Origin of the sequence: Sedimenticola sp., assembly GCF_050289425.1 — a bacterium.
Classification (GTDB): domain Bacteria; phylum Pseudomonadota; class Gammaproteobacteria; order Chromatiales; family Chromatiaceae; genus Sedimenticola.
On sequence record NZ_JBNKFS010000014.1, the window covers coordinates 67,768 to 88,119 of the forward strand.

19 protein-coding genes and 1 pseudogene are annotated in these 20,352 nt (G+C 53.0%); 8 read left to right on the forward strand and 12 right to left on the reverse strand.

What is annotated here, in order from left to right; translation table 11 throughout:
- Nucleotides 1-43 precede the first annotated feature (43 nt).
- Nucleotides 44-859 carry a sulfurtransferase gene (locus tag ACQY5R_RS11335; protein ID WP_428608345.1) on the forward strand — a complete coding sequence of 272 codons (816 nt, stop codon included), beginning with the start codon at nucleotides 44-46 and terminating at the stop codon, nucleotides 857-859.
- A gap of 74 nt (nucleotides 860-933) precedes the next feature.
- Complete coding sequence (asd, locus tag ACQY5R_RS11340) at nucleotides 934-1,851, forward strand: archaetidylserine decarboxylase (RefSeq protein WP_428608348.1); 918 nt, start codon at nucleotides 934-936, stop codon at nucleotides 1,849-1,851.
- Here asd and epmA read toward each other — a convergent pair.
- A complete protein-coding gene (gene epmA, locus ACQY5R_RS11345) occupies nucleotides 1,848-2,837 on the reverse strand; it encodes an EF-P lysine aminoacylase EpmA (RefSeq protein WP_428608350.1) in 990 nt (329 codons plus the stop codon). The two genes, asd and epmA, sit on opposite strands and share 4 nt — an antisense overlap.
- Nucleotides 2,838-2,849: 12 nt before the next feature.
- A complete protein-coding gene (efp, locus tag ACQY5R_RS11350) occupies nucleotides 2,850-3,422 on the reverse strand; it encodes an elongation factor P (protein WP_428608353.1) in 573 nt (190 codons plus the stop codon).
- A gap of 35 nt (nucleotides 3,423-3,457) precedes the next feature.
- Between efp and epmB the strand changes: the two genes are divergently transcribed.
- The 5 genes and pseudogenes from epmB (at nucleotide 3,458) to ACQY5R_RS11375 (ending at nucleotide 9,976) form a co-directional block, all read left to right on the forward strand.
- The gene (gene epmB / locus ACQY5R_RS11355) at nucleotides 3,458-4,465 is read left to right on the forward strand and encodes an EF-P beta-lysylation protein EpmB (protein WP_428608356.1); all 1,008 of its coding nucleotides are present in this window, start codon (nucleotides 3,458-3,460) and stop codon (nucleotides 4,463-4,465) included.
- A 175-nt stretch (nucleotides 4,466-4,640) separates the two neighbouring features.
- Entirely contained in the window at nucleotides 4,641-6,425 is a 1,785-nt protein-coding gene (locus tag ACQY5R_RS11360) for a hypothetical protein (protein WP_428608359.1), read from the forward strand.
- A 54-nt stretch (nucleotides 6,426-6,479) separates the two neighbouring features.
- Nucleotides 6,480-8,561, forward strand: coding sequence for an EAL domain-containing protein (locus tag ACQY5R_RS11365; protein ID WP_428608362.1), 2,082 nt, complete (start codon nucleotides 6,480-6,482; stop codon nucleotides 8,559-8,561).
- Between the two features lie 347 nt (nucleotides 8,562-8,908).
- Nucleotides 8,909-9,043, forward strand: a pseudogene (locus ACQY5R_RS11370) (zinc-ribbon domain-containing protein); the annotation flags it as partial.
- A 102-nt stretch (nucleotides 9,044-9,145) separates the two neighbouring features.
- Entirely contained in the window at nucleotides 9,146-9,976 is an 831-nt protein-coding gene (locus ACQY5R_RS11375) for a formylglycine-generating enzyme family protein (protein WP_428608429.1), read from the forward strand.
- Between the two features lie 201 nt (nucleotides 9,977-10,177).
- Here the strand turns inward: ACQY5R_RS11375 and ACQY5R_RS11380 are convergent, their stop codons facing one another.
- The 8 genes from ACQY5R_RS11380 to ACQY5R_RS11415 all read right to left on the reverse strand — a co-directional run bounded on the left by ACQY5R_RS11380 (nucleotide 10,178) and on the right by ACQY5R_RS11415 (nucleotide 17,929).
- Nucleotides 10,178-10,939 (reverse strand): ABC transporter ATP-binding protein, encoded by a 762-nt coding sequence (locus ACQY5R_RS11380; protein ID WP_428608365.1) that lies wholly within the window; start codon nucleotides 10,937-10,939, stop codon nucleotides 10,178-10,180.
- On the reverse strand, nucleotides 10,936-11,694 hold the full coding sequence (locus ACQY5R_RS11385) for an ABC transporter ATP-binding protein (RefSeq protein WP_428608368.1): 759 nt from the start codon (nucleotides 11,692-11,694) through the stop codon (nucleotides 10,936-10,938). Before ACQY5R_RS11385 ends, ACQY5R_RS11380 begins: the two co-directional genes overlap by 4 nt.
- A gap of 4 nt (nucleotides 11,695-11,698) precedes the next feature.
- A complete protein-coding gene (locus ACQY5R_RS11390) occupies nucleotides 11,699-12,835 on the reverse strand; it encodes a branched-chain amino acid ABC transporter permease (protein ID WP_428608370.1) in 1,137 nt (378 codons plus the stop codon).
- Nucleotide 12,836: 1 nt separating this feature from the next.
- Nucleotides 12,837-13,853: a branched-chain amino acid ABC transporter permease gene (locus ACQY5R_RS11395; RefSeq protein WP_428608373.1), complete on the reverse strand. Its 1,017-nt coding sequence runs from the start codon at nucleotides 13,851-13,853 to the stop codon at nucleotides 12,837-12,839.
- Between the two features lie 80 nt (nucleotides 13,854-13,933).
- Nucleotides 13,934-15,289, reverse strand: a complete 1,356-nt coding sequence (locus tag ACQY5R_RS11400) for a substrate-binding protein (protein WP_428608376.1) — start codon at nucleotides 15,287-15,289, stop codon at nucleotides 13,934-13,936.
- 645 nt (nucleotides 15,290-15,934) lie between these two features.
- Complete coding sequence (locus ACQY5R_RS11405; RefSeq protein WP_428608379.1) at nucleotides 15,935-16,423, reverse strand: hypothetical protein; 489 nt, start codon at nucleotides 16,421-16,423, stop codon at nucleotides 15,935-15,937.
- A 217-nt stretch (nucleotides 16,424-16,640) separates the two neighbouring features.
- Nucleotides 16,641-17,219: a DUF302 domain-containing protein gene (locus ACQY5R_RS11410; RefSeq protein ID WP_428608381.1), complete on the reverse strand. Its 579-nt coding sequence runs from the start codon at nucleotides 17,217-17,219 to the stop codon at nucleotides 16,641-16,643.
- Nucleotides 17,220-17,296: 77 nt separating this feature from the next.
- Nucleotides 17,297-17,929 (reverse strand): division plane positioning ATPase MipZ, encoded by a 633-nt coding sequence (locus ACQY5R_RS11415; RefSeq protein ID WP_428608384.1) that lies wholly within the window; start codon nucleotides 17,927-17,929, stop codon nucleotides 17,297-17,299.
- Between the two features lie 210 nt (nucleotides 17,930-18,139).
- On the opposite strand from ACQY5R_RS11415, the gene ACQY5R_RS11420 reads away from it, so the two are divergent.
- A complete protein-coding gene (locus ACQY5R_RS11420; RefSeq protein WP_428608387.1) occupies nucleotides 18,140-18,328 on the forward strand; it encodes a hypothetical protein in 189 nt (62 codons plus the stop codon).
- A gap of 657 nt (nucleotides 18,329-18,985) precedes the next feature.
- Here ACQY5R_RS11420 and ACQY5R_RS11425 read toward each other — a convergent pair.
- Both ACQY5R_RS11425 and ACQY5R_RS11430 read right to left on the reverse strand, forming a co-directional pair.
- Nucleotides 18,986-19,750, reverse strand: coding sequence for a hypothetical protein (locus ACQY5R_RS11425; RefSeq protein ID WP_428608389.1), 765 nt, complete (start codon nucleotides 19,748-19,750; stop codon nucleotides 18,986-18,988).
- 143 nt (nucleotides 19,751-19,893) lie between these two features.
- The gene (locus ACQY5R_RS11430) at nucleotides 19,894-20,352 is read right to left on the reverse strand and encodes a hypothetical protein (protein WP_428608392.1); all 459 of its coding nucleotides are present in this window, start codon (nucleotides 20,350-20,352) and stop codon (nucleotides 19,894-19,896) included.

The window sequence follows — 20,352 nt, forward strand, 5'->3', positions numbered from 1 at the left end:
ACCCATATGCTTTGTTTAGCTCTGACACCCCGGACATCAGCCTATGACCACACACGATCTGCCACTGATCATCGAACCTGCAGCCCTTGAGCCCTTATTGGGAAGCCAGGATTTGCTGGTAGTCGACTTGACCAAACCCGCCACATACGCCCAACTCCATATCCCCGGGGCGGTATATCTCGATTACGGGCAGATTATCGCCATGCGCAAACCGACCATGGGGCTGCTACCGGACGTGGACACTTTGGAAGCTTGTTTCTCCACTATCGGTATCGATGCGTCGACTCACGTCGTGGCGTACGACGATGAAGGAGGCGGGAAAGCCAGCCGACTGCTCTGGACCCTGGAGGCGATGGGCCACAGCCGATTTTCCCTGTTGAATGGCGGTCTCCATGCCTGGACCAATGAAGGACACCCTGTGGAGCAGGCTGCCACTACCCCCCAACCCAGGCAATTTCGGGCTAATCCTACCGACACACCCGTGGCGGAGGCAGAATTCATCAAACAGCACTTGGGGGAAGCCGACCTCAGCCTGCTCGATGCCCGCACGCCGGACGAGTACAACGGCACCAAACGCTACGCGGAAAAAGGGGGACACATCCCCGGGGCCGTTAACATGGATTGGATGCTCGCCCTCGACCAGCAGCGCAACCTGCGTCTGAAACCGGCGGCTGAACTTGAAACACTCTTGCAAGAGCTGGGTATTCAAAGAGAGCAGCAGGTGGTGACCTACTGCCATACTCATCACCGCTCTTCCCTTACTTATATCATGCTCAAATCACTGGGATTCAATCGGGTAAAAGGGTACCCAGGCTCCTGGTCAGACTGGGGTAATCGGCCTGACACGCCGGTGGAATGAGATCCTGCGTTTACCTAGCGAGACGATGTCGGTAGTATCCTCCCATCCTCCGGCAATCAACGGAACCGCTGTACATGACTCAAAATCGACCCGAGGCTACGGCCAAAGATGCCAGCCTGATCGACAAATTGTTTGCTGGGTTGCTTTACCTGCTGCCGCACCACCTACTCTCCCAGGGGATGTACTGGCTGACAAGGATAGAATGGCCGCCCATCAAGGACCGCTTGATCCGGGGAGCCATCCGACTCTATAAAATCGACCTGAGGCAAGCCGTAGAACAGGACCCGAGCGCCTATCCCAGTTTTAACGCTTTCTTTACCCGGGCGCTACGCCCTGAGGCGCGGCCAATGGCAGAAGCATCGTCCGCCGTGCTGTCACCCGTGGATGGCACGGTTAGCCAGCTAGGCAGGATAGAAAATGGCCGTATTTTCCAAGCCAAGGGACAAAGCTATACGCTTAAAGAACTACTCGGTAACGATACGGATTGGTGCGACCAATTTGTCGATGGGCATTTCGCTACGCTCTATCTCTCTCCGCGAGATTACCACCGCATCCATATGCCACTGGCTGGAACTTTGAAAAAGATGCTGCATATTCCCGGCCGACTGTTCAGCGTCAGTCCCTCCACCACCCGGGTAGTGCCTCGCCTGTTCAGTCGCAATGAACGATTGGTCAATCTGTTTGAAACCGCAAACGGCCCCATGGCGGTGATCATGGTGGGCGCGATTTTCGTGGCCAGCATGGATACGGTATGGGCCGGCACGGTGACACCGACCTCGCGTCGCATCAACCAGTGGAATTATGCTGAACAACCATCCCGCGAACCGCGAACCTTGGAGAAAGGTGCCGAAATGGGCCGTTTCAACATGGGCTCGACGGTAATTCTACTCTTCAAGAAAGAGTCAATCGCTTGGAGTGATCACCTGAAAGCGGATAGCAAAGTTGAGATGGGCCAGCCGATCGCCACCTTGATCAAATCGTCGCTCACCTAAGCCCGGTCAATCGGGAAGGCCATCACCTCAGCTATCGTATCAACCCCCACCAACTGCATGAGCAATCGATCGATCCCCAACGCCACCCCTGAACAATCAGGCATACCCTGTGCCAGAGCCTGAATAAACCGCTGATCCATCGGCACGACCGGTTGGCCCGCGGCTGCACGGACGTGTATGTCCTGTTCAAAGCGACGCCGCTGCTCCGCCGCATCGATCAGCTCATGAAAGCCGTTGGCCAACTCAACCCCATCCAGATAGAGTTCAAAGCGCTCCGCCACCGGCGGATCGCCTGCCCGCACCCGTGCCAAGGCCGCCTGGCTGGCGGGATAATCATAGACAAAACAGAGCCCCGGCCCCATTGCCGGTTCGATACAGTGGCTCATCAACAGATCCAGCCAGCCATCGGGGTTCGGCAAATCCAATGTATCCACTCCCGATATCCCCTGGTCCTGCGCGCAGCGGCGTAACTGCTCGACGGTGGCGGTGTGCGGATCGATCTGTAAATGTTGCTCAAATAGCGCTTGATAACGGATCCTTCGAGAAGTGTCGACGCTGGGCTTCAAGCTCTGAATCAACAGTTCCACCTCATCCATCAATCGATGGTGATCGAAACCGGGACGATACCACTCCAGCAGAGTAAATTCCGGGTTATGCAGACGCCCCGACTCGCCATCGCGGAATACCCGGCAGATCTGATAGATGGATCCCGAACCGGCCGCCAATAAGCGCTTCATCGGAAACTCGGGAGAGGTATGCAGATAGAGCGGCAAACCGCGCGGGGCACCCGGTCCGGTATAGCGCGTCACCAACGATTCGATGGCCGGGTCGGTGGTGGCCGCTTGGGAGCAGACTGGCGTTTCCACCTCCATAACACCTTGCTGATGGAAAAATGCCCGGATCCGGGCCATCACCCGGGCACGCATCCGCAACGTCTCCAGCGACGCAGTCGGATAGGTACCGGATTCAGAAGCCCCCGCATTCAATCGCTGATCCCGTCACTCTTCTTTGGCCCGGGAGACGTACTCGCCGGAACGGGTATCCACCTTGATCAACTCACCTGTCTGAACAAAAAGCGGCACCCGGACCACCGCACCAGTCTCCAGGGTGGCCGGCTTGCCACCGCCGCCCGAGGTGTCACCCTTGAGACCGGGATCGGTTTCGGTGATGGTCAGGTTGACGAAATTGGGGACCTCGACGATGATCGGCGAGCCATTCCAAAGGGTGACGGTACACATATCCTGATCTTTGAGCCACTTAACCGAATCACCGACTGCAGCCGCATCAGCGCTCACCTGCTCAAAGGTATCCGGATGCATAAAATGCCAGAACTCACCGTCTGAATAGAGGTATTGCAGATCCATCTCCATCACATCGGCGGCCTCAACCGACTCACCCGATTTAAAAGTCCGTTCGATCACCCGGCCGGTTTTCAGATTACGGATTTTTACCCGGTTAAACGCCTGACCTTTGCCAGGCTTCACAAATTCATTTTCAATAATGGAACAGGGGTCGCCATCCAGCATGATCTTTAGCCCACCCTTGAACTCACTGGTACTATAAGTTGCCATTTTATCCTCACCAAACAACCGACTGGAAAACGCGCATGATACATCGAATAGAGCCTGTATGTCAGACTCCACTGTGGCAGCAGTCGTTGGCCAACGCGTATACAGATGTTGATGCGTTTATCCATTTCCTGAAACTGGATAAGGAGACAACACCTGCCGCCCGTGCCGCCGCTAAGCAATTCGGACTAAAAGTACCGCGTGAATTTGCCGACTTAATCAAGAAGGGGGATCCTGACGATCCGTTGTTGCGCCAGGTCCTTCCCATTGGCGAGGAGACGCTAGCCGCAACGGGTTTTATCCATGATCCGGTGGGCGATCTGGAAAAGGTGGTGGTACCTGGTATGTTGCATAAATACCGGGGACGACTGCTGTTGATCGCCAATGGAAGCTGCGCGGTCAACTGCCGTTACTGTTTTCGCCGACACTATCCGTATCAGGAAGCCACCGTGTACCGACAGCGGTGGCAAGAGGCTATCCGGCACATCAACCAGGCTGAAGAGATTGATGAAATCATCCTCAGTGGCGGGGATCCCTTGGCCCTGAGCGATGGAAAATTGGCCGAACTCGCAGCCCGACTCGAAGCGATCCCACATCTACAGCGGTTACGGATCCATACCCGGCTACCGGTAGTGATTCCCTCACGCCTGACCGCCGAATTGACGGCATGGCTTACCCGGGGACGCCTAAAACCGATTTTTGTACTTCACATCAACCACCCTCGAGAGATATCCTCCGAACTCGCCGTAGGATTTAACCGACTCAAGCAGGCGGGCATTACGCTACTCAACCAGTCCGTGCTGCTGAAAGGGGTCAACGACAGTGTCAAGACACTGACCGATCTCAGCTACGCACTGTTCGACGCCGGCATCATGCCCTACTATCTGCATCTGTTGGATCGGGTGGCTGGAGCGGCACACTTTGAAGTCACCGAACTACAAGCCAAACAATTGCAAACCGAATTGAGGGCAAATCTGCCGGGATATCTGGTACCCAGAATGGTCAGGGAGAGCGCTGGCGCAACGGCTAAACAACCGATATTTTGAGGCCGCACACCCCGACGGCGATCGGTTACAATCAAAAATTTACTATAGTAGGGTCTCAACCTGCCGATAGTAGTAATGTAAAATGTGCGCGGCACGGCGGCGTTGGATTCCATTTGTCAGGATTGTAACGATTTTGGAGATACAGAAGAGTCTCGGTTTTAAGATACCTGAGCGCATGGCAGCGCCCGCAGGTTCGCTTTTGCTCGACCCACGTGAGGTCTCCAATTGGGTCAGCCGCCTACCTGTAGCCAATGTGGGCGAAACTTCACGCCAGGTTTTTAAAACCATCGTGGAATTCAACCGGCTTGAAATCCCCCATCTGAATCGCCTCAAGATCGCCGAGCTGTTCCGCCGACCGATCAGTTATATATCCGATAATCTGCGTAAATACTACTTTGATTCCCCATTTCCGCTGTCGGCAAAAAGCCGGAAAATTGCCGTCCTTAACCGGGAGCTGTATACCGAGCTTGCGCTCGCCTACAAAATATTCATCGAGTCTGCACTGGCGGATGGCACGGATAAAATTGACCGTAAACTACTCGTTGTAGCCATGCATCGGGTCATGAGCCTCCTCAACCGGGTGGTCTATCAGTCGGTAATCGTTTACGACCCCATTCCCGAGGGTGCCTGGAAAGAGATTCACCATCTCTACAGTTATGCCGAACAGAACGGAATCCACGACCTACCGGTGAAAGATGGCAACGATGGCGATTCGGTCACCAGCATTACCACGCTCTACAAACAGGCGTTGCTCTTCTCTATCTGCTCCCCTTACCGCATGCGTCAGCGTGAGATCGACGCGGTGAGGCGATCACTGGCAGCCTGGAGCCAATTGGCAACTCTGGGTAAGCCAACGGACGAATCATTGAGCCCGTTCGACTTTGTCGCCCGGCTCTCGTCCGACTCCCCCCCTTTACACCACGTGCTTGAAACCGATGAGTCTGCCCACCTCTGCAGAGTAATCAATACAGAGCCATTGGTAAAAACGCTCAGGGAAGCCTTCGATAACCTGCCATCGGATAACAGCAGCAGCGAAGTGAGTTCATCCACACCCACGGTTTCGAAACATCTATTGCGGCAACTGATCCAGATCCTGAGTGCCGCACCAAAAAGAGAATTTGTGCGCACCAAGCTCAATTTTGAGTTAAAAGTCGCCGTAGGCGTCACCGCGATCCACTCCCTGTTAAACCCGGTGAGTGAACAGCAGACAATATCGCCCGAACAAAGACCCGACAATGAGCTTGACTGGATAGACCAAGCGGCGGGCAATCCGCTTAGCCTAGCCCACTACACCCTGCCGGAAAGTAAACTCACACTGGAAGGTTTTGATGAATCCATTCAGGAAACCATCATAGCAAGCAGCGGCTGCGAACCGGGATTCAGTCTAGGCGGCGCACCCGTCTGGGCATCCAGACCTATGGATCAGAAACATGAAACGTTCGCCTGCAAAACGATTAATGAGAGTGCAGGCGGCTACTGCATCAATTGGCAGGGCATTCATGCACCGAAAATCAAAATTGGCGAGGTGATTGGCGTCCAGTCGGCAACCATCCTAAACCAATTTGCAATTGGCATCAGCCGCTGGATGAGAAACCTACCTGGCGTGGGATTTCAGCTTGGTATGCAGATGATCGCACCCAATGCCAGCGCCGTTCTGATCCATCATCTGCGAGGTGACGACCCGACCAACCATGCCCAGAAATGTCTAATGCTACCGGAGCTTAAAGCTTCGGGTCAGCCTGCCAGCCTGCTATTGCCGACACTTCCGTTCAAAACCGGAGATCTGGTGATCATTAATGAGACGGGTAGCGAACGCAAAGCCAGGCTCACTCACCTGATCGAGACAACCGGGGCATTTTCCCAATTCCACTTCGTCTACCTCAATACACAGCCACTGCAAGGGGATGACTTACTGACGGATGACGAGGCGGATTTTGACAATATCTGGCCCATGCTGTAGTGATGCATAAAGCATATAATTAGTAAAATTAGGTAACACCGGACACTGCCACTTATGAATGGATACACCGACATACCTTTAAGACTCTTGGTAATAGAGACTTCCCTCAATGAGGCTGAGTCCTATATCAGTACGTTGAGAAATGCCGGTCTGGTTATCCATCCAACCTTTGCCGTGGATGAAGAGGCACTACTCGATATCGCCGAAGGGGAGAAGCCCGAGTTGATTCTTCTCTCTATCCCCGACACACCGCAGCAACTGGCCGCCGCGACCAAGTTATGTAAAGCAGCCTTCCCAGCCACGCCCTACGTCGTCCTCTACAAAGACCCGGAAAGTGACCCGGAAACACTGCTCCAGACCATGCGCGATGGCGCACGGGATGTGGTCTCTGCCCATGACCCGGAGCATCTGCAGCTGGTGATCATGCGCGAAGCGGAAGATCTGCAGATACGAAATGAACTGGAACAGACTCAGCACAAACTGAGAGAAGCGGAGGCGCGCTGCAATACCCTCATCGACAGCTCCCAGGATGCCATTGCCTATATACACGAAGGCATGCACATGCAGGCCAATCCCGCCTATCTGGCGATGTTCGGCTTTGTCGATATGGGCGAACTGGAAGGCTTACCCATTCTTGACATGATCTCGCCCAAGGATCATAAAAATATCAAATCTTTCCTTAGAACCCTCGGCGACGAGCACACGGAACTCAACATCACCTGCCAAAACAGCGCCGGTGAACCCTTTGATGCAAAGCTGGAGTTTTCCCCTGCCACTTTTGATGGCGAACCCTGCACCCAGCTCATCATCCGCAATGAAGGCCAGAGCAAAGAGCTTGAGCAGACCATTGAACTACTTAGCAACCAAGACCCCCAGACAGGATTGGCCAATCGCCAGTATTTCATGGGCAAACTGGAACAGAAAATCGCGGAATCCCGGGAAAATGAAGTCAGCTGCTCTCTCTTCTATCTTGTCATTGATGGTTTCCAGGAGATAAGAGCAGCGCTCGGCATAACCACCAGTGACAATTTGCTCAAGGATCTGGCGCAGATCCTCGACGACCAACTCGATCAAGGGGAGCTTCTCTCTCGCTTTGGTGATCACACATTTACCATCCTAAGTGATAAAGCCAGTACGGTCGATGCCGAAGCGATGGCAGAGCGGCTGAGACAACTGGTTGATGAGTATATCTACCAACAGACTAATATCACCTGCTGCATCGGCGTCAGTCTTCTGGACCAGGACATCTCCGGAAACCAAGAATTTATTAACCGCGCCTATCACGCCTACGAAGCGGCACGCAATGCCGGCGGTAACCGTTACTCGCTCTACGATGCGACCGAGATGCAGGCCAGTTACGGCGAAGACAACACGGGTGATGAGGCACGCATCAACGAGCTGATCCAGCATGCCCTGGAAAATGACCGTTTCCGCCTGGTTTATCAACCCATTGTCAGTCTGCAGGGTGACAGCCGGGAGCATTACGCCGTATTGACCCGACTACTGGACAACAATAACGAAGAGATACTTCCCGATTACTTTATTAAACACGCCAAGCAGGGTGAACAGATGGCCCAAGTGGATCGCTGGGTAATCGACAAGTCCATTGCCGAACTGGCAGAGCAGCGCAAGGAGGGCAAGAAGGTCAATTTCTTCATCAATATTTCCAGCGCCGGACTGGAAGATGAAGGCATGCTACTGTGGATTTGCGACTGTCTTCGCAAGCACAAGGCCAAAGGCCCCTGGATCACTTTCCAGATCCATGACCGGGAGTTGCGCTCACATATTCAAACAGCCAAGAAACTGATCGAAGGATTGAAAAAGATTAAGTGCCAGCTGGCCATTGATCAATTCGGCGCCAGTCCAAAAGCGGAAACGGTACTCAAGCATCTGCCGGTCGATTTTGTAAAATTCGATTTCGATCTGATGCAGGATCTGGCGTCGAAACAAGATCAACAGGATCGTTTGAACGAGTTAAATGCCCTCGCCAAGAGCCACAACATCAAGACCATTGCCATGGGGGTCGAAGATGCCAACAGTCTGGCCATACTATGGACCGTTGGCGTCAATTACATTCAAGGCTATTTCCTCCAGGAGCCCTCTGAAAATATCTCGTATGAGTTCAGCTCCGCCTAATAGTTAGGTAGCCTCTGATTAAGTCTCAGGGGTTCCTTAAGCGAAACCCTGTTCTATAGAAGCGGAAACTACGACTCTCCTGTCCCATGAACGAGTAAAATCGCAGTACGCTTCCCTGAATTTATATTCGTTATTGGGCTCATCATCCGATATGGAGCGAACCACTCTTAATATCCGCCTGGCCATCACCCATCTGCCGTTGGTCTCAAAGAGCGATATACCAAAATGTATGCATTTTGCACGGCAAACAGTGAATGTTTTCAACTCAAAAGAGACGCAGTGAAACTATTTTATGTATCATTGGGATATTTCCATGAAATAGCTTGTCGGGGAGTAACTGCTGACTCATGCAGTGCACCAACTGCCATCATCAGATTGAGGATCCGGAGGCTCTCTTCTGTTCCCAGTGTGGTCGATCACTCTGCCGCGAGGGACACTGCATCAGCTGTGGCAAACGACTGCAGAAAAATGCAAATTTCTGCGACCGCTGCGGTACGCCTACCAGCGACTTAACCCCACATGTCCTCCCCCCACAAACAGGCCCGCTGAAAATAACCGCCATTCAAGTCGAACCGCTTAAAGGTATGATCGAAGCGGAGGTCAGACATCATGTGGAAGAAGCGCAAATAAAGCGCAGTATTGAACGGGCCATACAAAAAGAGAAAGCCCATCAAGCCAAACTGCTCAAATACGGACTCAACGAAAACGACTGGATCGGCGTCTCCGCCGGAACCTTTCTGATGGGCTCACCGCCCGACGAAAAAGACCGGTTTGAGAACGAACGGCAGCATGAGGTACAGATCGGTCGTTTTGAGATGCTGAAGATACCGGTCACGTTTGAAATGTTTGATATCTTCTGTGAGGAAGTACGTCGCACGCGACCGCCCGACGAGGGTTGGGGTAGAGATCAGCGACCCGTTATCAATGTCAGGTACTGGAGCGCTGTCGATTATTGTCACTGGCTGTCGAAACGCACCGGTGCAAACATTCGCCTTCCCACTGAAGCGGAGTGGGAGTACGCCTGCCGGGCCGGCACAACCAGCGCATTCTGGACAGGCGCAACCATTTCCCCCGAACAGGCCAACTTCGACGGTAACTACACTTACTGTGGCAGCGAAAAAGGCCCATCGCGCGGCATGACAACACCGGTAAACCAGTTCCCACCTAACCCCTGGGGGCTGTATGACATGCATGGTAATGTCTGGGAGTGGTGTGCCTCCGTCTATGATGAAGCCTATAGCGGCCTAGAACTCAAAGACGCCAGTTATGCCGACGATGACGTGAGAGAACGCGTCGTCAGGGGCGGCTCATGGCATAATGTTCCCAGTGGCATCCGTTCCGCTTCACGCAACAAACTGATGCCAAATTACCACTATCTTCGGGTCGGCTTTAGGATCGTCCGCGAGGTAGAGTAAGGGACACCACCACCCGATCGGCCCAGTCACGACTAAAACTTACAGCCAGCTCAATCTTCCGTGATTTGGGTGATCGGCAACATTCCCTCACCCATTTATTTAAAAATAAAAAGCCTGCGCATTTCCCACAGGAAATCACGCAGGCTCTGTCAACCAACAGACGATTCGGTTTAGGGAAGCTCTGAATTAACCAGAGGTTCCTTAGATAGCCAGATACTGCTGACGCAGTTCCTCGTTATCCAACACCTCTTGCGCCAGTCCATCAAATACAACTTGCCCCATGTCCAGAATAATCGCACGATCCGCTAAGCGTAGAGCCGCCACGGCATTCTGTTCAACGATAATTGTGGTAATGCCAAGCTTTTTAATGCCATCCACAATACGTTCGATTTCATGAACAATAACCGGCGCCAATCCCTCATAGGGCTCATCCAGTAGCAGTAGCTTGATATCCCTTGCCAAGGCGCGTGCCACAGCCAGCATCTGCTGCTCGCCGCCAGAGAGCGTGGTGGCCTCCTGGTCACGACGTTCCGCGAGACGCGGAAAATGCTCATAAATGCGTTCAATGCTCCAACCTATCGGCGGGGCAATCTGGGACAGGATCAGATTCTCTTCCACCGTCATACCGGCGATGATACGTCGGTCTTCGGGAACCAGAGCAACGCCGTTTTGTGCCGCCTCGTGAGACTTCATGCTATGCAGCGGTTTATGATCAAGCCAGATCTCACCATGGGTCACCTGTGGGCTGTCTACCCGGGCGATAGAGCGCAGTGTTGACGTCTTACCGGCGCCATTCCGCCCCAACAGAGCCAACACTTCACCTTCGCGGACATCAAAGCTGACACCTTGAACGATATAGCTCTCACCATAGTAGGAGTGGATATCCCAGCAAGAGAAAAAGGCAGGATCGGAACCGGCCCGATTGACCGGACTGACCCGATGGGTGGCTTTAAATTTGCTCATAGCTCAGCCCCTCCCAAATAGGCTTCCTGGACTTTCGGGTTACCGCGGATTTCATCCGGTGTGCCACTGGCAATAATCCGACCCTGAGCCAAAACACTGATCCTGTCGGCAAGGCTGAATACCACATGCATATCATGCTCGATAATAATTTTGGTCATTCCGCGCTCTTTAATCCGTTTCAACAGGTCGATAGTACGATTGGTATCATGCCGCGCCATGCCAGCCGTCGGCTCGTCCAGCAGCAACAACCGAGGATGCTGAACCAGCCCCATCGCCAATTCAAGCCGACGTTTGTCACCACGGGACATACTGCCCGCATGCTTATGGATATGCGCACCCAGTCCCATGTCCTCCAGAACATGGACCGCATCCGCCTCAATCGCCTTCTCCGCAGAGAGACTACCGAAAGCGTTAAACTTGAACGTCCCATCACGTTTTGCCAGCGCGGGTATCATGACATTTTGCAACACCGAGAGATCCGGAAAAATCTCGGGAGTCTGGAATACGCGCACCATACCGGCATGGTTGATCTCATGCGGCTGCAAGCCAATCATGTTTTTACCATCAAACTCCACTGTCCCATTATCAGGAATCAAGCGCCCGATACAGCAATTGAGCAGGGTGGATTTACCGGCGCCATTGGGGCCAATAATGGCATGGGTCTTGCCCTCCTCAATATCCAGGTTGATATCACCCAGGGCATGCAGACCACCAAAGGTCTTATCGACATTTTTAATACTTAATACGATACTCACCCCATCACTCCTTCTCTGCCGCCAGGACAGGCTCTTTGCCCCCGGATGATTTGAAGATATTGCGTGCATATGCAGATGCACGACGTATGCCCTCTACCACGCCCCCAGGTAGGAAGATCACGACAATCATAAACAACAGACCAAGGGTGAGATGCCATCCGTCGCCGACAAACTCCCCGGTAATCGCCACGACAATGTTCTCCAACCAATCGGGAAGGAAAGCAAATATCTCATGCAGCTGGCCATCGTTCATCGCTGAGAAGATATTTTCAAAATACTTGATAATACCCGCACCAAATAACGGTCCAAACAGCGTGCCCGCGCCACCCAATATGGTCATTAGGACCACCTCACCCGATGCCGTCCACTGCATCCGTTCTGCACCGGCCAGCGGATCGGTAATTGCCATTAGTGAACCGGCCAACCCGGCATACATGCCGGAGATAACAAACACCGCCAGCAGATAGGGGCGCGTATTAAAACCGGTATACTTCATACGGGTCTGGTTTGATTTGATGGCCAACAGTTTCAAGCCAAACGGCGAACGGAAGATCCTCAGCGAAACAAAAAAGGCCAGAATCAACATAACTGCGCAGAAATAAAAACCGGCATAACCACTCATATCGATACCAAAAAGCGTGGTTGACGGCAGCCCCTGCCCAACGGGTTCATCCAGTATTCTGGGATCATTCATGGTCAACTGCAGACCGGTTTCACCGTTGGTCAGCGGCGTCAATACAGAATAGGCCAGATTGTAAGACATCTGTGCAAACGCCAATGTCAGAATCGAGAAGTAAATCCCCGAACGACGCAAACTGAGAAAACCGATAACAACGGCAAACACACCGGCCATAAGCGTGGAGAAAACCACCGCTGGCAGGACATTCATGGTCAACAGTTTGAATGACCAAACCGCCGTATAGGAACCCACCCCAAGAAACACAGCATGACCAAACGAGAGATACCCGGTCAGACCAAATAGCAGGTTAAAGCCAACGGCAAAAATTCCAAAGATGGCAAATTTCTGCAACAGATCGGGATAACCGGCGCCGACAGGTGTAAGCCACAATGGAGCAGTTAAGACAACCACAGCGAATATGGCCATTAGCACCCAATCGTTTTTTATCAATGGCATATTCATATCAATCCTCCATCACGCCTTTGCGTCCCATCAGACCACGCGGTCTAACCAGGATAATGACCACCGCGACCAAATAAATAATGATTTGGTCGATACCTGGAATGATGGCCTTAACTTCATTCATGGATGCGAACGATTGCAGAATACCCAGCAGGAATCCGGCCGCCACAGCGCCCCCCAGAGACCCCATGCCGCCGACTACTACCACGACGAAGGAGAGCACCAGAAAATCCATCCCCATATGATAATCAGGGGGCAGAATCGGGGCATACATGACACCGGCCAATCCAGCCACTACCGCGGCGATACCAAATACGACAGTAAACCGCTTTTCAACATTGATACCGAGCAGACCAACAGTTTCCCGATCGTGCATGCCGGCACGCACTACCATACCGAACGTGGTGAATTGCAGGAAAGCGAATACGGAAAAAATCACAATGCCCGAGAACAGCAGATAGATCAGTCGCCACCAGGGATAAACCACCGACTCGCCCAGTCCCAACAGTACGCCGATTGGCGCACTACCGGAAAATATCTCGGGTGCGGGAGAGGGAATTGGATTGGCGCCAAAAAAAGATTTCACAATCTCTTGCAACACGATTGCCAGACCAAAAGTAACCAGGATCTGTTCAGCATGAGGTCGTTTGTAAAAATGCCTGATAAGTCCGCGCTCCATCGCGAGTCCGATTAGCAGCATGACAGGTATTGCCAACAAAATGGAAATGGGCACCGACCAGTCGATAATGGTCTTACCGAAATCACCAAACCATATTTCCAGGTAAGGTTGCTCTTTATAGGCATCGAAGAAGGTAATACTCGTGTCTTTTACCTTCACGGAAATCGTTAATATTTTTTCTAACGTGATCGCACAAAACGCACCAAGCATGAACAGAGCACCATGAGCAAAGTTCACCACGCCGAGCGTCCCGAACACGAGCGTAAGGCCAAGGGCAATCAGTGCATAGGCACCGCCCTTATCGAGGCCATTTAAGATCTGAAGGAGGATCGCATCCATTACTGTCTACACACCAGTGAAAATGAAAGAATGACAAGTGCCGGCTGCCCAAGGGCAGCCGGCTGACAAGCTAGAGCGGATCAGACCTCGTAAGGACCGAGTTCGCCGCCAAAGATCTTGGCATCGTACTCAACCTGGGAACGCGGTACGATCTGCTGTACTTGCAACAGGTCGAACTGGGAAGTGGGGTTCTGGTTACCACGCACAACCAGCACGTCTTTGAAGCACTGATGGTCTTCTGCGCGGTATTCGGTCGGACCATTACCCATACCATCAAACTTGAAGCCTTCCAGCTGTTTGATTACCTCAGGCGGATAGAAGGTGCCGGCCGCTTCGACAGCGTTGGCGTACAACAGCGCCTGTACATAGCAGGTGTGCGCTGCCATTGAGGGTGGGAAACCGTACTCTTGACCGAAGGACTTGACGAATGCCTTGGAGCCTTCGTCCTGCAGCGACCAGTTCCAGTTGGTGGTACCAAGAATACCCTTGATGTTTTCACCCGCACCCTGTGCCATCAGACGTGAGAACAGCGGTACCACGATCTCAAAGTTCTTACCGTTGACCTGCTTATCGCGCAAACCGAACTGAACGGCCTGGGTCAGTGAGTTGATCATATCCTTACCGTAATGGTTCAGGATCAGCACATCGGCACCAGAATTGAGTACCGGGGTGATGTACTGGGAGAAGTCACCGGCGCCTACAGGCGTACGCACCGCAGCGGTGGTCTTCCAACCAAGGGCTTCAGTGGTGTTCTTGATCGACTCTTCCTGAGTCCAGCCCCAGGTGTAATCAGCGGTCAAATGATACGCCTTGCGGTCGGTACCCATCTCTTGTTTCAGTACAGGGCCCAGTGCGGCACCGGACATGTAAGCATTAAAGAAATGACGGAAACCATAGCGGCGTTTATCTTTACCCGTGGTGTCGTTAGAGTGAGTCAAACCGGCCATGAAGACCACGCCCATCTCCTGGCACAGGCCCTGTACGGCCACCGCCACACCGGAGGATGAACCACCGGTAATCATCACAACACCGTCTTTCTCGATCATGCGCTTGGCTGATGCACGTGCCGCGTCAGACTTGGTCTGGGTATCACCCGTTACATACTCGAGTTTCTTACCCAGGATACCGTTGCCCTTCAGCGTCAACGGCTTCATGGTGTTCAGCATACCGCCGTCACCTTCACCATTGATATGCTTGACTGCAAGTTTATAGGCGCGCAGCTCATCGGCACCCTCGTCCGCATAGGCACCCGTCTGCGGGACATTGAAACCGAACTTTACGGTACCGGCATTACCGGGGTTATTGCGAAAATCCTTCGCTGCCCAGGCGTCCTTCATGAAGAACATGGGCATGTTGGCAGCCGTCAGTGCCGCAGCACCAACCTTGATAAAGCCACGACGGGAAAGTTCGCTGGTCTTAGACTTATCATCACTCATTACTATTTTTCCTCTCTCCATTTCGGACTGAATGTCCGATTATTGTGCACGTGCAATAGGTGCTGGTTGGCGCCCAGTGCGTTTCTCGCGATATTGACTGAGTGCCGGGGTAACGCCGCTGGATCGGATCGAACTCAAATCATCGTCTTCAGTTGGCGAAACAGTGCAATGAAAAACCAAAACACTCCTGAGTATAGAGATGGTTCCCCCATTTTTTCTTATTACCGCTTTAATTTTAAGTAGAGCGGCCTGTTTCCTAACGGAAAACAGCATCGGCGCACATCAGAGTTGTCCCCGACTGAGGGCTATGGAGCAAAATTCATGCCGATATCAATAGGTTTTAGAATCAAGGGTATAAGAGGAGGTCCGGCACACCAGTGTTACCGAAACACACAGTTACCGGTAACAGCCGGTGTGTAGATTCGTAACGAAAATGTGACCACAATTGGATCAATATGTGACATTGATCACCTACCCTGCCTCAAACACAGGAACCAAAAGCGCTTTTTGCTGGTATTAAGGCACAAGGAAACGACGATATTATCGAATCGTGACCCGCATTTTACGACCGATACGGAATCGTATTTTCTGGAATAACCTGACTGACAACACCTGGCAGGTAAAGGTGAAGCTTGCCTCTGGCAGCTACCAGGGCATAAACGTGTTCATAAAGGTCATGGGGCGGGAAATATTGTGATTCATCCGCGAAATATCCTGGCGCATGATATAGGTGGATGTGGTCATGGATTGAATGGAACGATCCATCGATACGATGGTCGCCAACATCGGCTCCAGGGTGCTGACCTTATCATTGATTTCCGACATGTAGCCGGACATGACCCTGATATTGGCGGTCATCTGCCCCATGTTATCCGACACGGATTGCATATTACTGGCCAATACCGTCATGTTGGAATCAACGCTAACAGCCAGATAATGCACATCCTTGGCCAGGCTGTAGACCAGGAAAAAACCGTAGGCGGCGAGAATGATAAAGGCAAACAGTGAGGGGTAAACAATCAACTCCCAGCGTCTGGCGCTAGTCTCGAATGCCTCAGAAAGGCGATCCATAGAGTAAGGTTGCTCCTGCCCCGGCGTCTGCACCTGATCCACAATCCCATTTTTCTGGACCATCTTTCCCACCTCAGGGCTACGCCCGATAAAGTCTATTTAATATATTTCTAATATTTGAGTTCTCTAATATATGGTAACACAGAAATTTTCACCCGGTACCCTATTTTTATTTATCAAGAGGATGAAGGGGATTTATACCGATTCTATAACTTCACCGACAGGCGCTGCCCTATCCCTAGCAAGACCCTGAACATTACTGCCCGGTAACACCGCACATTCAAAAATCCCCTACTGCACCACGTCGCATAATCTCAAGAATGACCTTCTTGACGTGCAACGCCTCTTCCTTCAGGGCCGGAGGCAACCGCTCGCCACCCTGTATCATCAAATCCATATTCAAGGCATATAACCAGAGCTTCCCCTGCTTATCTTCCACCAGAGTGATGCGGCAAGGCAGGTAGGCGGAAAAAGCGTCGTTATAATCGAGCATCCGTGCAGCAGTAAGGGAGTTGCAGAACATGTAGATTTTGACAAAACGGTACGGTTGGCCACTTTTCGCCGCCACATCCTTATACAGGGGTAACTCCCCGACATTGGAGATATTCAGTTCATTGGCAACCGCTTTCATGGTCTGCTCGACATCTTCCGGTTTCAGCCCCTCCTCTACCGGCACTTTCCATACGGTCGCTTCCGCGGCATTCCGTGTTTCAACAATGTTTTCAATCAACTCCCGGTAAATCTGGACGGCGCCGGGGTCAAACTCATCCAATATCCCCCCGACCTTCACCATGGCCGCCCCCATGGCGACCAACACCAACAGGCCAATCAAGGCAAACACATTCCGAATCACAGCCACCGGTTACCCCCTATCAGCCCTGTTTTCCAGTGCTTCTATTGATATGCCCAAATATGACAACCTGCTTGCCCGCCGGGCTACTTCAGTACTTGCGGATAGAGTTTGGCACAGAGCGCATTCAGTTCCTTGCTGCCTTTACCGCGGGGATTCAACTCAAATACCGCCAACCCCTCACTAAAGGAACGGCGGAATATGGTTCTCTGGGAGAGTCTCGGCTTGATGAATTTCATGCCGGGAAGGGAAACCAGTGCCGCTGCTGCCTCATCGGTTTCCCGCACTGCATGATGGGTATCACCGCGGTTGATAAAACCGACTATCTCCGGCGCCTGCCCCTCTGTCACCGAGTGAACGAACTGGATAAACCGTTGCGTAGACCAGATATCCGCTTGGGACGGCGGAACGGGAACCAGAATGCGATCAGCTAAGCGGATGGCCCGTTTCATCATCTCGATATCGGCGGTACCGATATCAATCAACACTTCATCCACGCCGTTTAATTTATCGATATCCAGATGTTTTTTTCCTTTCACTGAGATGCGGGGGCGATACCCCTCTTCATCCCGAACTTCTACCACATCCCTCAAAGTCGCCTGGGGATCGAGATCGATAACCTGCACATCGGTCTCTGCCATCACCAACCAAACGGCCAGATTGAATGTGACGGTGCTCTTTCCCGACCCACCTTTCAGACTACCCACAACAGTTATCATGCTCAGGTCCTTAACTTAGTTCGATACCGATCGTCTCTATCCATCGTCCCGCAGGTCAATACGCCGGGTGGCGAAACCGTGCCGCCGTATCACCCCAGGCCAGGGTCTCCTCCCTGCGAATAGGCCTGGCACCCGTCGCGCCCTGGCTGGATCGGGGGGCATACCAAACAGGGTAAGCGCCCACCGGGGCACGCGCTAGCGCAGAGAGACGTGGATCTGTCCGGAAACCCTGATCGACCCCATATACCGGGCGGGTCGGATAGCGCCACGCAGTCGGGTAAGGCTGATACGCCACTGCCTGTGGTACTGGTCGAAATCGATAATCCGGACGAATACTGGGTCTCCCGGCGTAGGGCTGGTAGCGACCAGCAAGATGTGTTGGCAACACTTGGGGAGTAGGCGTCACCGGGCGCACGGCTCCAGGTCGGGCCTGATAACGGTTATAGGGCATCGGCACGGCCGCGCGCCGAGGGGGCGTCCAGGTCGGGGGGCGATAATTCACCGGTGCAACGGGCGGATAGGCGTACTGCGGACGGAACTGTCGTGGATACGGATAACCCCATGCCCCGGTCTGGGTAGGCCATGGATATCGATAGGCCGTACGAGGCATCGGTGGCATAGCATAGCCCCTTCCAACCGTGGGTGGCGGATAGCCGACCCAACGCGGCATCTGGCCACGATAACCATAATAAGGCAGCCTGGGACGCGGTGCCGGCATAGCCGGACGATAATTCACCGGGATCGGCCAGGCCGCCGCATATCTTGCAGGGATAGGGCGATACGGAAGGTTGGCCTGCGACGCATAGCGCACCACGGGCCTAATGGGCTGATAACGATAGTGGGGACGAAATCCGGCAACGCCTCGGGATGGCGACGCCGGTGCATAACTCGGTAACATCTGTTGCGGCACAAACGCGGGGGCCGCAGCCACACTACCTCCTATCAAGAACAAGCATAAACCTACTATCTCCGCCAATACCCATCCGTATCTTATCTTCATTGTTTTACCCCATGATCGGCTGATCATTCAGTACTGTTCGCCAAAAAATTTGGCTGTCATCGCTTCTGCCCCGGCTGCTGCGGTACGATTTTCTTAAACGGCCCCGGTATCGTGAAAAGACCGGGATCCTGAGGGGCAATGGTAATATTGCGCAGTTCACGAATATAACCCCCCGGGCTCTCCTCCCTAATGGCGAGATTGAGTTGCGGATCAAACCAACGAGTAGAACGTTGCGCCGGCTGATTCCCTTGGGACAGGGTCATCTGCCACTTCTCCACCGGACGCCCGTCAATCTGCTCCACGCCCAGCATCTGCTGTTCCATCACCGGACCATTCTGAATCTCCTGTCGCAATAGAATCGAGCGCTGTTTTCCAATCCATTGAATACTGTGCATCTCGCCCCCCCCCTGAGACGGCACCCTCACTTGCCACTTGATGGCGGCGCGCCCTCCGACAGTCTCTTCCCCCAGCTTCTTGCACTGGGCGCCTGGCAATCCCTCACAGGGAGAGCCCTTCTCGACGTCCACCGGGGCACCTTCCATCCGATACTCAATATAGCTTTGTTGTTGAGGATAGAGTACCCAGGTTATCTGATTTTCCGTATCGATAATATTTACAACAGAATGGCCATTCTGTTCGATTTCGCTGCGTATATGGCGTTTACCGACATAAATCCGTCCTACACGCTGGTGTTTTTGCGGATCGGTTTGAACCGTATCGGCGGAAAATTCCAACGCGGCGGGTGAACCGGCATGGCTTTGCGGCATCACCACAGAGAGCAGCGTCAGAGCTCCTATCATGACTTGACGACCTGTTAACATCTATACCTCCAATGCGTTGATCCGAATCGACGCCCGGAACAACTCTTTGCCTCTGTCGGTCAACTGATTTTCAGCAATCCGCTGTCGAGGCTTGTTATCTTTATTTAATGTAGGTTTCCCGTGGGAAGCCCGCGCCTATTTTCCTAGTGGTCGCCCTGCAACGGGCGAAAACGATAATCCGGTTGTCTCACCCCCGATGACGGCACCATCTGATAGGGGATGATCGCCCGCTCCTGTCGTGTCACATTTGGGGCAGGCGTGTTGCCGTTGCCGGGCTTGGACAACCTGAATTTGCCTCCCTGAACAGACTGATAGGGAGGCATGACAAAGCGTCCCTTCGGCACTATCGCCCCCCCGTTTGATGAATAATCAGGTAGCGTATACCCCGATGAAGGGGCGCCAAGATCAGGCTTCCGGTAACCACTGCTCCCCGAATAGCGGCGTGCCTGACTGGCCGTTGAGGAGGGTTTGGCTGGCTGTTTCAGCGGACGAAACTTCCCATACATTTCCCCCATCCCTTCGGCCCAGACAGACGAGGACGCCATCCACAGGCCCAAGAGACACAGGGTGATGATCTGTCTGATGACCGTTTCCCCCGTCAC